Below are 13,538 nucleotides of genomic sequence, written 5' to 3' on the forward strand. Positions count from 1 at the left end.
AAAACCGCCTGTCCGACGGAACAACCGTCAGACAGGCGGAATGCGGCGGGGGAAAAGCTTACTGCTTGGAGAACTGGTCCTTGCCGGCGCCGCACAGGGGGCACACCCAGTCAGCGGGAACCTGCTCCCAGGCAGTGCCGGGGGCCACGCCGTTATCGGGGTCGCCCTCAGCGGGGTCGTAAATATAGCCGCACAGATCGCAGACGTACTTATCCATGTTGGAACACTCCTTGTTTTCAATCAAAATCAAGCGGCAGATACCGGACGGGGGGAAACAACCTTGCCGGATTTCCTGTCCTGTGGTATGATACGCTTGTTACGCTACTATTTATACCACATCGGGGGACACTGTGAAAATTGGCAATATCACGATAAATTCGGCCCTGGCGCTGGCTCCTATGGCGGGAGTGACAGACCTGGCCTTCCGGACCATCTGCCGGGAGCTGGGGGCGGGCTATACCATTACGGAGATGGTGAGCGCCAAGGCCCTGTGCTATCAGGACAAAAAGTCGGTTCCGCTCCTTCAGCTGGGGGAGGGGGAACACCCGGCGGCGGTGCAAATCTTCGGCAGCGACCCGGCCTGTATGGAGCAGGCAGCGGGTATGGCCGCGGAGCGCTCCGGCGCCGATATCATCGACATCAATATGGGCTGCCCGGTGCCTAAAGTGGCCAATTCCGGAGACGGCTCGGGGTTGATGAAGAACCCGGAACTGGCGGTCAAGGTGGCGGAGGCGGTAATCCGGGGGGCTGGCGGCAGGCCGGTGACGGTGAAGTTCCGCCTGGGCTGGGACAAGGGCTCCATCAACTGCGTGGAGTTTGCCAAAGCCATGGAGGAGGCAGGGGTGGCCGCCGTGGCGGTCCACGGCCGCACTCGGACCCAGATGTACTCCGGCACCGCCAACTGGGACTACATCCGGGCGGTAAAAGAGACGGTTTCCATTCCGGTGATCGCCAACGGCGATGTATTTGAGCCCAAGGATGCGGTACGCATCCTCAAGTACACCGGGGCGGATATGGCCATGATCGGCCGGGGCTGCTTCGGCAATCCCTGGCTGTTCCAGCGGGCCCAGGCGGCTCTGGCGGGGGAGGAGATCCCGCCCCTGCCCCCGCTGGCCCAGCGGTGCGACACGGCGGTGCGGCAGTTTGAGCTGTCGGCGGCTCAGAAGGGGGAACACATTGCCTGCCTGGAGGCCCGGAAGCACTACGCCTGGTACCTGAAGGGGGTGCCCCACGCTGGGTACTATAAGGAACAGATCAGCCATGTGTCTACCCTGGAGGATATCTACAAGGTGACGGCGGGCATCAAGCGGGATCTGAAAGACGAGCCGGACCGGTAACGGCGCCGGGCACAAGACAGACAAGGGGGTGAGAAAGGCATGAAAGCGGAATGGGAACTGGTCCAGCGGGCCAAGCAGGGGGACGAGGAGTCCTTTGCCGCCCTGGTGGAGCAGAATCAGGGACGGATTTACAATCTGGCCCTGCGGATGACGGGCAACCCGGACGATGCCCTGGAGCTGAGTCAGGAGGCCTTTCTCAACGCCTGGAAGGGGCTGGGCAAGTTTCAGGGGGACAGCTCCTTTGCCACCTGGCTGTACCGGCTGACCAGCAATGTGTGCATTGATTTTCTCCGCCGGGAAAAGCGGAGAAATGCCCTGTCCATGACTATCTCCCTGGACGATGAGGAGGAGGCCCGTCAGGCCGAGCTGCCCGACGAGCGGTTCTCCCCCCATGTGGAAGCTGAGCGCCGGGAGCGGCAGGAGACGCTCCGGGCGGGCCTCAGCACCCTGTCGGCGGAGCACCGGCGGGTGCTCATCCTCCGGGAGCTGGAGGGGCTGTCCTACGGCGAGATCGCCCAGGTACTGGGTCTGGAGGAGGGCACGGTGAAATCCCGCATTGCCCGTGCTCGGCTGGCTCTGCGAAACTATTTGAAAAAACAGGGGAACTTTTTTGATTCGTCCACGTCTATACCATGAACAAGGGGGAACTTCCCCCAAAACGGAGAGGAGGGAACGATATGCTGAGCTGTGACGAGGCGCTGGAACTAATCAGCGCCCGGTTGGACGGACCTCTGACCCAGGAAGAGACTGCCCGGCTGGAGGAGCACCTGTCGGCGTGCCCGGCGTGCCGGACCCTTGCGGAGGATCTGAAGGAGCTCCATGAGGAATTACCCCAGCTGGCCGCTCAGCCCCCTGTCGGGCTGAAGGAGGGGGTTATGGACCAGATCCACACCTCCAAGGTCACCCCCTTCCAGAGCAAGAAGCGGCAGTGGCGCTGGCGGAGCCTGGCCTCCCTGGCGGCGGTGGCCGCCCTGGTGCTGGTGGGCGCTGGGGTTATGGACCAGTGGCGCACCGGCGGCTTCCGGGGCGGCGAGCAGGCCCCCGGCAGCATTTCCGTGGCGGTGGAGAGCAACCTGCCTGCCGGAGGCGATGAGGAGGGACCGGTGACCCGAGAGATCGTGCCCCAGCCCACCCAGGCCCAGGCAGAGAGCGGCAATCAGGAGGATCAGACTGCCGGCGGCAGCTCCGGTCAGGGGACAGACAGCCAGCAGGGCGGTCAGAGCTATTCCGGAGAGGGCAGTACAAAGACCACGGAGCCTGCTGCTGCGTCCCAGACACCTGCTGGAACTGGAGCTGAACCCTACAGCGTGACCCCGGACGACCGGGGAGTCCAGACGACCCAGGCCACCGTGAATCCCACGCTTACCCAGATCGGTCTTACCCAGACGGAAGCCCTGTACAAGCTGGCCGCCTGGCTGGGCTGGAACACCGACGAGCTGACCGTGGGTGAGGACGGTACCATGACCGGCCCCACTGCTCAGGACGGCACCACCACCAAGCTGATGTGCGCCGGACTGAACCAGGAGGGTACCGGCTGGCTGTGCCAGCTGGAGCAGGTCACCCCTGGCCCTGACGGTACCGCCAGCTGCACCGCCTACACCGTGCCGCTGGACGGCAGCGAGATCGTGCAACCGTAATTATTTTGAGAAAGCGCAGGCCGCGGGCCTGCGCTTTTTCTATTTGGATGTGACGAAACAGAGGGCTGGCGCGTAGTTCAGGTGAAAGGCCTTTTCAAACACCTGGAGAGGAGGGGTCATGTGAAGGATGATGTCAGTGGGTTCAACGCCCGGGCGGAGGAACTGCTGGAGCGGTACGCCGGGCTGGTCTACCGCCTGGCCTTTGCCCGCACCCGCAGCAGGGAGGGGGCGGAGGACGTGTTTCAGGAGGTGTTTCTCCGCCTGGTGGCCAAGCGTCCCCAGCTGGAAACTGAGGAACACGAAAAAGCCTGGTTCTGCCGGGTGACCATCAACTGCGCCAACTCATACTGGCGCAATCCCTTCCGCCGGCGCACCGAGCCGCTGGAGGCGGCGGAGCACCTCCCGGCCCCGGAGACGGCGGAGAGCGGATTGGACGCCTGCCTGGACAGGCTGTTCCCCGAGCTGCGGGTAGTGGTCCATCTCTACTACTACGAGGGGTACTCCACCTCTGAGATTGCCGGGCTGCTGGGCAAGAAGGAGTCCGCCGTGCGGATGCGCCTGATGCGGGTCCGGCGGCAGCTGCGGGACTATCTGGAAGAAGGAGGGGATTCCTGTGTTTGAGCATGACTATCGCGCCAAATTTGACGAGATTGCTCCGGACCGGGCGCTGGTGGAGGGTACCCGGGACCGGATGAGAAAAGCGTTGTCCGGGGAGAAGGCCCGGCCCCGCCGCCTTACCCGCCGGGGGCTTGTGGCGGCAGCCGCTGCCGCCGTCCTCACGGTTTCGGCCCTGGCGGCGGGGCCCACCCTCTGGCAGGCCATCCAGAACGACCTGGGCAGCCGGGCCCCCTATGCCACAGAGGTGGAGGCCGCCTGTGAGGATCAGGGGGTCCGGATCGAAGGAGTCCGAGCCCTGGCTGACGGCAGGATGGTGCGGGTCTATTTCACGGCTCGGGACCTGGACGGGAATCGGCTGGATGAGACCACGCAGATCAGTTGTTCCCTGATGAGGACGGACAGGGATGTCTGGCCCTACTGTCTGGAGGGCTTTGGCCCCGAGCAGTTGCCCAGGCTGACCCAGGTGGAGATGCTGGTGGACTATTCTGCCCTGAGCAAACCGGTGGAAGGGGAGTGGACCATAGAAATTCCACTCCAGACAGTGGAATCTGAGCATTTTTCCATCTCCCTTGCATTGCCTGCTGATCTTGGGGCGGAGGGCTCTGTCATGGCCCAGTCCTTGGAACTCTCCCCGCTGAGCCTTACTCTGGTTTGTGATCAGGATACCATGTACCTGGAGGATGGAAAGACCCTCCCCTTTATTACACTGGAGAAATTTACTCCTACGGTCGTTTTGAAGGACGGCACCGTCCTGACCCCAACGTATGCGGATGGAAACAGCTGGTGGGCCACCTGGGCCTTCGATCAGCCCGTCGACCCGGAGCAGGTGGTTTCCATTACCCTCAACGGCCAGACCATCCCCGTGGACCAAAGCTGAACTGTCCCAAGGCCCCGCCCCTTCTGCGGCGGAGCCTTCCTCTGCCTTACCCGGGAGTTTGCGCGATTTTTCTAAAGTTTTAGTTGTAACTGACGGAACTTTCATGTATAATGGACAACAGCAGTTTACCATGCTGCTCCGCGATTCCAAATGTAAGGAGAGGAAACAAGTTATGAGCTATTCCGTACAAAATATCCGCAACGTCTGTCTGCTGGGACACGGTGGCAACGGAAAGACCTCCCTGGCCGAGAGTATGCTGTTTTTGACCGGTGGTACCCCCCGTCTGGGCAATCCTGCCGACGGAAACACCGTTTGTGATTATGATCCCGAAGAGACCCGCCGCCAGATTTCCATCTCCACCGCGGTGGCCCCCATTGAGTACAATGGCTGTAAGATCAACGTGCTGGACACTCCCGGCTACTTCGACTTCTCCGGTGAGGTCATGGAGGCCATGCAGGTTTCCGACGCCGCCATCATCGTCTGCTCCGCCAAGGGCGGCATGAGCGTGGGCGCCGAGAAGGCCTGGAAGCTGTGCCAGCGCCGCAATATGCCCCGTCTGCTCTACATCTCCAAGACCGACGAGGATAACTCCGATTACAACGCCGCCTTCGACACCCTGCGGGAGCGCTTTGGCAAGAACATCGCCCCCGTGGTGGCCCCCATCTGGGACGCCGACAAGAAGGTCATTGGCTTCATCGACGTGCTCCATAAGCGTGCCTTTGAGGCGGGCCCCAAGGGCGAGCGCGTGGAGATCGACGTGCCCGACGAGAAGTTGCCCGTGCTGGACGAGCTGTACGACGCCCTGAAGGAGTCCGTGGCCGAGACCAGCGAGGAGCTGATGGACAAGTATTTCTCCGGCGAGGACTTCACCTACGCCGAGATGATCCAGGGCCTGCGCCAGGGCGTCAAGGAGCTGTCCCTCTTCCCTGTGGTGTGCGGCTCCGCCATCACCGGCCTGGGCACCCGTATGCTGCTGGACATCATCGTGGAGCTGCTGCCCTCTCCCCTGGAGGGTCATCCCCTCATGGGCGAGAACGAGAAGGGCGAACTGGACGAGTTCGTGGCCTTCCCCGGCGCTCTGCCCTGCGCCTTTGTGTGGAAGACCGTGTCCGACCAGTACGGCAAGTACTCCTATGTGAAGGTGCTCTCCGGTAACCTGAAGCCCGATATGCAGGTGGTCAACGCCCGCACCGGCGCCACCGAGAAGCTGGGCCGCCTGTACGTCATGAAGGGCAAGAAGGCCGAGGAGGTCAAGGAGCTGGAGTGCGGCGACATCGGCGCCATCGGCAAGATGGACAAGGTCAAGACCGGCGACACCCTGTCCGACCCCCGCAAGGTGGTCAAGATTGAGCCCATCCCCTTCCCCGAGCCCTGCTATTCCGTGGCCATCAGCCCCAAGACCAAGGGCCAGGAGGACAAGATCGCTGCCGGTCTTACCCGCCTGAACGAAGAGGATCTCACCTTCAACTGGGTGAACAACGCCGAGACCCACCAGATGGTGGTTTCCGGTACCGGTGATATGCAGATGGACGTCATCGTCTCCCGCCTGAAGAGCCGCTTCGGCGTGGACGCCGAGCTCTCCGAGCCCCGTGTGGCTTACCGTGAGAAGATCCGCAAGAAGGTGGAGGTCCAGGGCCGCCACAAGAAGCAGACCGGCGGTCACGGCCAGTTCGGCGACGTGTGGATGCGCTTTGAGCCCGGCGACACCGAGGAGCTCCAGTTCTGCGAGGAGGTCGTGGGCGGCGCTGTGCCCAAGAACTACTTCCCCGCTGTTGAGAAGGGTATGCGTGAAGCCGTGGTCCACGGCGTGCTGGCGGGCTATCCCGTGGTGTACCTGAAGGCCACCCTGTTCGACGGCTCCTATCACCCCGTTGACTCCTCCGAAATGGCCTTTAAGACCGCCGTGCAGCTGGCTTACAAGGCCGGTATGCCCCAGGCCAGCCCCGTGCTGCTGGAGCCCATCGGCGAGCTGAAGGTCACCATCCCCGACAGCTACATGGGCGACGTCATCGGCGACCTGAACAAGCGCCGTGGCCGCGTGATGGGTATGAACCCCGACGGCGAGGGCAACCAGGTGGTGGAGGCCGAGGTGCCTATGGCGGAGATGAGCCGCTATGCCATCGACCTGCGGTCCATGACTCAGGGCCGCGGTTCCTTCACCTTCCACTTTGTCCGCTACGAGGACGCTCCTCCCGCCGCCCAGGAGAAGGCCATCGAGGCCGCCAAGGCGATGCAGGACGAGGCAGACTAATAGAATGCACAAGGGCCGGGCTGATATCAGCCCGGCCCGTTTTTTCGGCGGGAGGAAAAGCGTCCTCGACCAAGCGTTTTGCCCTATGGGCAAAACCTTGATGCCGGGGCAATTCACTTGCCCCGAGCAGGTGAAAAGAAGTGGGGACCCCGGCGGGTCTTGACCCGCTGGGGCGGACGCACCTCCCGCCGCCCAGGAGAAGGCCATTGAGGCCGCCAAGGCGATGCAGGAAGAGGCAGACTAATAAGAGCACAAGGGCCGGGCTGAAATCAGCCCGGCCCGTTTTTTCGGCGGGAGGAAAAGCGTCCTCGTCCAAGCGTTTTGCCCCAAGGGCAAAACCTTGATGCCGGGGCAATTCACTTGCCCCGAGCAGGTGAAAAGAAGTGGGGACCCCGGCGGGTCTTGACCCGCTGGGGCGGACGCACCTCCCGCCGCCCAGGAGAAGGCCATCGAGGCCGCCAAGGCGATGCAGGACGAGGCAGACTAATAGGACCACAAGGGCCGGGCTGATTTCAGCCCGGCCCGTTTTTGCGGCGGCAGGAGGACGCGTCCTCGTCCAAGCGTTTTGCCCACAGGGCAAAACCTTGATGCCGGGGCAATTCACTTGCCCCGAGCAGATGAAAAGGAATGGCGCGGACAGGAACCTTTCAGAAAACTTTCAGAAATAAGAGAAGACAAGGGAAGAAAACTGTGGTAAACTTGAATACACCTCACCCGCGCCTGCATAAGAATGTGAAACACAATCACAAGGAGGAAACTTTTATGCGTACTGGAAAGAGAGCTGCAGCCCTTGCGCTGGGTGCCGCTTTGACCCTGTCCATGACTGCCTGCGGCGGCGGGACTGCCAACAAGGAAGATGCTACCGCGAAGATCCGGGCGGCCTCTGAGAAGGTCAATGCGGTGGAGAGTATGGAGGCCACCATGGTCATGGAAATGGATATGACCGCCATGGGCCAGAAGGTGGAGACTGATACCACCATGGATATGGTGTGCTTCAACGACCCCATGAAGATGAAGGCCGACATGACCATGGACATGGGTTCCCTGGGCTCGGTTTCCATGAGTATTTTTGCCGAGGCTGACGGGGATACCTACAATATGTACCTCTATGACGGCAACACCTGGACCAGCCAGACCGCCACCGTCAATATGCTGGAGCAGTACGACGCCCAGCAGAGTGTGAACCTCTATCTGGACAGCGGCGCGGAGTACATCAGCGTGGGTACCGAGGAGATCAACGGCGTGACCGCCGACAAGTATACCGGCGTGATTCGGGGCGAGGCCATGGAAGAAGTGCTTAAGGCCAGCGGCGCCACCACCAATCTGGAGTCCAGCCTGGGCGGTATGGTGGATGTGTCCGACTTTTACAGCGATCTGGGCGATATGCCCATCACCGTGTGGATCGACCAGGAGAGCGGCTATCCCGTGCGCTACTTCATGGATATGACCGACGTGATGCAGTCCATCATGGGCAAGGCACTGAACGCGGCGATGGGAAGCGTGGAAGGCGCGGAAGGTGTGGATGTCAGTGGCATGATGACCATCGACAAGGTGGAGGTCATCATGGATTGCACCAACTACAACAACGCCGCCGATTTTGAGATTCCGGCGGAGGCCCTGGGCGCCTGATCCCAGATACAGACATTAAAAATGGGTGCTGTCAACAGACAGCACCCATTTTTTGTTCTAAATTCATTTGTGATACAGCTTGTTGGTCTCATACTGGGGCTCGCAGGTGAGGCGCAGGCCCAGACGGCTGTAGGTGTGGGAGTCCACGGGAGAGAGAATGACGGAGGAGTGGGCCTCACACCCCCGCAGGGCGGAGAGCTGATCCAGCGCCTGCTTGGCCAGAGGATTGGTGGTGGCGGAGATGGCCAGGGCAATGAGGATCTCGTCAGAGTGGAGCCGGGGGTTCACCGAGCCCAGGTGGTGGACCTTCACCTGCTGGATGGGCTCCAGAGCCTCACGGGAGATCAGGTGGTGTTCATGGTCGATGCCTGCCAGCCGCTTGAGGGCGTTGAGCAGGGTGGCGGAGGAGGCGCCCATCAGATCGGTGGTCTTACCGGTGACTACCTCGCCGTCGGGCAGCTCGATGGCTCCGGCGGGGTTGCCGGTCTCCTCAGCCACCTGGGCGGCAGCGGCCACCACAGACCGGATGGACACATCCACATGGGCCTGCTGCATAACGGTCTCCAGCTTGTACACCAGATCGTCGGTGGCGGTGCCGATGCGGCGGTCGCACAGGGCGGTGTAGTACCGGCGGACGATCTCCTGACGGGCGGCGGCACACACCGCGTCGTCGTCCACGATGCACTTGCCCGCCATATTCACGCCCATATCGGTGGGGGACTTGTAGGGACACTCTCCCATGATCTTCTCAAACATGGCGGAGAGGACGGGGAAGATCTCCACGTCCCGGTTATAGTTCACCGTGGTCTCCCCGTAGGCGGCCAGGTGGAAGGGGTCGATCATGTTCACATCCCCCAGGTCGGCGGTGGCGGCCTCGTAGGCCAGGTTCACCGGATGCTGGAGGGGCAGGTTCCAGATGGGGAAGGTCTCAAACTTGGCGTAGCCCGCCTTCACGCCCCGCTTGTACTCGTGGTACAGCTGGGACAGGCACACCGCCATCTTGCCGCTGCCGGGGCCGGGGGCGGTGACCACCACCAGAGGCCGCTGGGTCTCGATATAGTCGTTTTTGCCGTAGCCCTCGTCGCTGACGATGAGGGTGGTGTTGTGGGGGTAACCGGCAATGGGGTAGTGGAGGTAGGTCTTGACGCCCAGGTGTTCCATCCGGCGCTGGAAGGCGTCGGCGGCGGGCTGGCCGGCATACTGGGTGATGACCACGCTGCCCACCAGCAGGCCCTGGCTCCGGAACGCGTCGATGAGCCGCAGCACGTCCACATCGTAGGTAATACCCAGGTCGCCCCGGACCTTATTTTTCTCAATGTCATTGGCGCAGATGGCGATGACCACCTCCACCGAATCCCGCAGCTCCTTCAGCATCCGGATCTTGCTGTCCGGCTCAAAGCCGGGCAGTACCCGGGAGGCGTGATAATCGTCAAACAGCTTGCCGCCAAATTCCAGGTAGAGCTTGTTGTCGAACTTGCGAATCCGCTCCCGGATGTGCGCCGACTGGAGCTCCAGATATTTTTGATTGTCAAACCCGATTTTGTCCATTTCCGGTCTCCGTCCCTTCTCATATCATTTTTCACTCAACGGCTATTGTACCACAATTCCGGGACGGTCTGTAGGCTTTTTTTCTGTTTGCGGAAAATTTGGCGAAAGTGTTGACATTATACTCCTACAGCTGTAGTATCTATGTAGATACTACAGCTGTAGGAGGGGTGGAGATGAAGCTGAGTGACAAGGAGTGGCGGGTGCTGGAGGCCCTGTGGACGTCGCCGGATGGGCTGGCTCTGGGCGAGGCGGTGGAGGCGCTGCGGCCCGCCACCGGCTGGAGCCGCAACACGGTGCTTACCTACCTGACCCGGATGGAGGCAAAAGGTTTGGTGACCATTGACAAGACCCAGGCGCCCCACCGCTACCGGGCGGCGGTGGACCGGGAGGCCTGTGCAGCTCAGGAGCGGCGGGGGCTGCTGGACCGGGTGTATCAGGGCTCGGCGGGCAAGCTGGTGGCCGCCTTTTTGAAGGAGGAGAAGCTGACTGCCCAGGAACGGGAGGAGCTGCGGAAGCTGCTGGACGACATGGAGGTGTGATCCATGGAAAACATCTGGGCCTTTTTGATGCAGACCCTTACCGCCTCGGTGGCGGCGGCGATGCTGCTCATTGCCAAGCGGCTCTTTTTGGACAAATTGTCTCCCCGGTGGCAGTATGGAGTGTGGGTCATTCTGGCCCTGCGGGTATTGCTGCCTGCCGGGCTGCTGGGCCGATCCCTCCTGCCGGAGGGGCGGATGGTGCTGGAGACCGCCAGACTGACGGTGGAGGCCAACCTGTCCTCTGCGCTCACTCAGCCCTATACCGGGACGGAGGTGGTGGCCCCCGTCCCGCTGCTCCGGCCTGTCATGCCCACCAGTGTGACCGACTGGCTTTTTATCATTTATGTGGCCGGGGTGGTCCTTACTCTGCTATGGTTTTTGCTGACCTATGTGGCTCTGCGCCGGAAGGTGGCCCGGGGAAGGGCCCCTGCACCTGAGGTGACAGCCCAGCTGGAGCGGGTGGCGGTGGGGTACGGCCTGAAGGTGCCCAAGCGAGTGGTTGTGCTGGCGGAGGCGGAGAGCGCTTTTGTGTGCGGGCCGCTCTCCCCGGTGCTGGTGCTGCCGGAGCGGGCGGTGGATAACAAGGTGCTCCTCCACGAGCTGCTCCACCTGAAATATGGGGATTTGTGGGCCGGCGTGGGGATCTGCCTGCTGCGCTGCCTCCACTGGTGCAACCCCCTGCTGTGGTACTGCTGGAACCGGGCCCAGAACGACAGCGAGGCACTGTGCGACCAGCGGGTGCTGGAACGGCTGGAGGGGGAGCAGCGGCGGGAATACGGCGTGATCCTCCTGTCCATGGCGGAGGACAAATATGCCCGGGCGCCGGGTACCACCTCCATGGCCAACGGAGGCCGCAACATCAAGGACCGTATCGGGGCCATTGCCCGGTTCAAGCGTTACCCCAGAGGGGTGGCTTTAGGGGCCCGGTGCGTGGCGGTGGTATTGGCGGTGACCTGTCTGGCGGGCACCGGCGGGGCGGTGGCGGTGCCTGAGTATGACCAGCGGGGGAGTTTTGCAATGACCGCCGCCATGCTCAACCGGCCCACCACTGTGGCCGGAGCGCTGGACACTTACGCCAAGGCGGTGCTGTGCGACAGTCCGGTGTATTTTGCTATGGTGACCCCGGAGAAGGAACGGGCCCAGGTGGTTCAGGCGGTGGGGAAACCATTTGAGAATGTGGAAAATGATTATCTGGAAGGGTCTATCTTCGGGAAATTGAATTTCCGGTGGTCCCGGCCCGCCTGGCAGGCGGAGTGGTCGGTGATGAACCTGCTGGCCGATGGAGCGGGCGGCTACACCGGGGTACTCTTCTTCACCCCCTTCAGCCATGACGAGACCCAGGGCCTTGTTTACCAGTCCGTGGCCATCCGGCCCCTGGGGGATTACTGGACGGTAGAACCCGTCGGGGAACTGACGCTACAGCTGCGGGAGGACTGGTGGCTCTGCCCCAGCACGGATACCCCCTATGCCACCTATACGGCGGAGGGAGAAGGGCTCTATCTGGAAGTGGACTTCCAGTGCCGGCTGTGGGGAGACAGCACTGTCTGGGACACCTCCTACGGCTCCTTCTCCTTCTCCGACTCTGGCTATCTGGATCCCAAGCCCCTCCCACATCTCTCTTTTACACAGCTTCGGACGGGGGTAGGGGCCCGGCTGGTGTTCGCCGAGACGGGGGAGGCCGTCTCCCTGCCCATCACCGTGGCTCCCATGCAGCCCGGTGAGGATCCCCTCCGGGCTCTGGAGGAGAGTTTTTACACCTTTACCCTGAACCCCGGCAGTCTGGACGAGGATCCCGTCCAGGCCAGCACCGGGATTACCAGTGGAACCAACCTCACCCTTACCGAAATGCCCGCCGCCCTGGCGGTGGCCGTTGAGGACGGGGATCGAACCTACATCTGCGTGGCTCTACCGGAGGAGGTGGTCCCATGAGCAGTACCTATCGTGGCCTGACCAAAATTGCCTGGGGCTATGTATTTCTCCATCTGAATCTGAACCTGGGTACCCTGAACGTTCTGCCCAACTGGGTGGGCTATCTGCTCTTTTTCTCCGCCATCACCCTGCTGGGGGATCAGCTGCGGGACCTGACCCTGCTCAAACCCTTCTGCATCCTGCTGGGAGCGAGGGAGCTGGCCGACTGGTTGGCGGTGTTTGCCACCGGACAGACACTGATGGGGCAGTTTTTCCTGCTGGATGCGCTGCTTACCTGCATCGGCCTGTATTTTCACTTCCAACTGCTCACCGACCTGGCTATCCTGGCGGATGGAGCAGGGGAGAACGGGAGCGGCCTGCGGACCTGCCGCAATGTGGACGCGGTGCTGCGTACCCTCATGTGCCTGCCCCTGCCCTGGGAGGAATGGGATACCCTGGGCACGCTTATTCTGATGGGTGTGCTGGTGGTATGGATCATCGTCATGTTCTGCATCATCTGGCAGCTCTTCCGCCTGCGGAAGAAATTTGCCTGAAAAGGGCCTGTTGCAAAATAGCTGTTTTGCACAAACCTGTCATTGCGAGCCAGTGCGCACACTGGCGTGGCAATCCGTTTCCCCGGCAAAAGGGGCGGATTCCCGAGAAAAACGGCCGCCCGGTGGGCGGCCGTTTTTCTCGGAATGACGGGTCTTTGTACGAGCTGCACATTTTGCAACAGACCCTTTTTTGTAACCGGATTGTCATTGACAGAATGGTCTATAGACTGTAGACTACAGGTGAGGACGACAAGTAGTAGACCAAAGGAGGCGATCCTATGAGCGATTGGAAACTGGGGGCGGTGGAGTCCCGCTTTGCCGATCTCATCTGGCAGGGGGAACCCATGACCTCCACCCAGCTGGTGCGCCAGGCGGAGGAGGCCCTGGGCTGGAAAAAGTCCACCACCTATACGGTGCTCAAGCGGCTGTGCCAGCGGGGCATTTTTCAAAATCAGGACGGGGTGGTGACCGCCCTGGTGTCCAAAGAGGAGTTCTACGCCCGGCAGAGCGAGGAATTTGTGGAGGAGACTTTTTCCGGGTCTCTGCCCGCCTTCCTCACTGCCTTCACCCGCCGGAAAAAACTGTCCCAGGAGGAGATCACGCAGTTACAGCAGCTCATTGATGAGAGCAGGGGGTGACC

13 protein-coding genes are annotated in these 13,538 nt (G+C 61.8%); 11 read left to right on the forward strand and 2 right to left on the reverse strand.

The features are described 5' to 3' along the window. Positions 1-58 precede the first annotated feature (58 nt). Positions 59-217 carry a rubredoxin gene (gene rd / locus B5F94_RS10465; RefSeq protein ID WP_087188344.1) on the reverse strand — a complete coding sequence of 53 codons (159 nt, stop codon included), beginning with the start codon at positions 215-217 and terminating at the stop codon, positions 59-61. 133 nt (positions 218-350) lie between these two features. Between rd and dusB the strand changes: the two genes are divergently transcribed. From dusB to B5F94_RS10505, 7 genes are all read left to right on the forward strand, one after another. After that, positions 351-1,337 (forward strand): tRNA dihydrouridine synthase DusB, encoded by a 987-nt coding sequence (dusB, locus tag B5F94_RS10470; protein WP_087329977.1) that lies wholly within the window; start codon positions 351-353, stop codon positions 1,335-1,337. Positions 1,338-1,376: 39 nt separating this feature from the next. Further along, positions 1,377-1,973, forward strand: a complete 597-nt coding sequence (locus tag B5F94_RS10475) for an RNA polymerase sigma factor (RefSeq protein ID WP_087329979.1) — start codon at positions 1,377-1,379, stop codon at positions 1,971-1,973. Between the two features lie 41 nt (positions 1,974-2,014). Next, on the forward strand, positions 2,015-2,974 hold the full coding sequence (locus B5F94_RS10480) for an anti-sigma factor family protein (protein ID WP_087329981.1): 960 nt from the start codon (positions 2,015-2,017) through the stop codon (positions 2,972-2,974). A 120-nt stretch (positions 2,975-3,094) separates the two neighbouring features. Then, complete coding sequence (locus B5F94_RS10485) at positions 3,095-3,595, forward strand: RNA polymerase sigma factor (protein ID WP_242965657.1); 501 nt, start codon at positions 3,095-3,097, stop codon at positions 3,593-3,595. Beyond that, on the forward strand, positions 3,588-4,469 hold the full coding sequence (locus B5F94_RS10490) for a DUF4179 domain-containing protein (RefSeq protein WP_087329983.1): 882 nt from the start codon (positions 3,588-3,590) through the stop codon (positions 4,467-4,469). Before B5F94_RS10485 ends, B5F94_RS10490 begins: the two co-directional genes overlap by 8 nt. Before the next feature lie 172 nt (positions 4,470-4,641). Continuing rightward, entirely contained in the window at positions 4,642-6,720 is a 2,079-nt protein-coding gene (locus B5F94_RS10495; RefSeq protein WP_087329985.1) for an elongation factor G, read from the forward strand. Positions 6,721-7,482: 762 nt separating this feature from the next. Next, positions 7,483-8,349, forward strand: a complete 867-nt coding sequence (locus B5F94_RS10505) for a DUF6612 family protein (RefSeq protein ID WP_087329989.1) — start codon at positions 7,483-7,485, stop codon at positions 8,347-8,349. A gap of 63 nt (positions 8,350-8,412) precedes the next feature. Here B5F94_RS10505 and B5F94_RS10510 read toward each other — a convergent pair whose 3' ends face one another. Continuing rightward, a complete protein-coding gene (locus B5F94_RS10510; protein ID WP_087329991.1) occupies positions 8,413-9,897 on the reverse strand; it encodes a DUF1846 domain-containing protein in 1,485 nt (494 codons plus the stop codon). A gap of 173 nt (positions 9,898-10,070) precedes the next feature. Between B5F94_RS10510 and B5F94_RS10515 the strand changes: the two genes are divergently transcribed. The 4 genes from B5F94_RS10515 (at position 10,071) to B5F94_RS10530 (ending at position 13,536) form a co-directional block, all read left to right on the forward strand. After that, positions 10,071-10,436, forward strand: coding sequence for a BlaI/MecI/CopY family transcriptional regulator (locus B5F94_RS10515; protein WP_087329993.1), 366 nt, complete (start codon positions 10,071-10,073; stop codon positions 10,434-10,436). Positions 10,437-10,439: 3 nt separating this feature from the next. Next, complete coding sequence (locus tag B5F94_RS10520) at positions 10,440-12,365, forward strand: M56 family metallopeptidase (protein WP_087329995.1); 1,926 nt, start codon at positions 10,440-10,442, stop codon at positions 12,363-12,365. Beyond that, positions 12,362-12,898 carry a hypothetical protein gene (locus B5F94_RS10525; protein WP_087329997.1) on the forward strand — a complete coding sequence of 179 codons (537 nt, stop codon included), beginning with the start codon at positions 12,362-12,364 and terminating at the stop codon, positions 12,896-12,898. Before B5F94_RS10520 ends, B5F94_RS10525 begins: the two co-directional genes overlap by 4 nt. 278 nt (positions 12,899-13,176) lie before the next feature. Then, positions 13,177-13,536 carry a BlaI/MecI/CopY family transcriptional regulator gene (locus B5F94_RS10530; protein ID WP_087269844.1) on the forward strand — a complete coding sequence of 120 codons (360 nt, stop codon included), beginning with the start codon at positions 13,177-13,179 and terminating at the stop codon, positions 13,534-13,536. The last annotated feature ends 2 nt before the right edge of the window (positions 13,537-13,538 follow it).

The sequence above is a fragment of the Flavonifractor sp. An4 genome, from assembly GCF_002161755.1.
GTDB lineage: Bacteria > Bacillota > Clostridia > Oscillospirales > Oscillospiraceae > Flavonifractor > Flavonifractor avicola.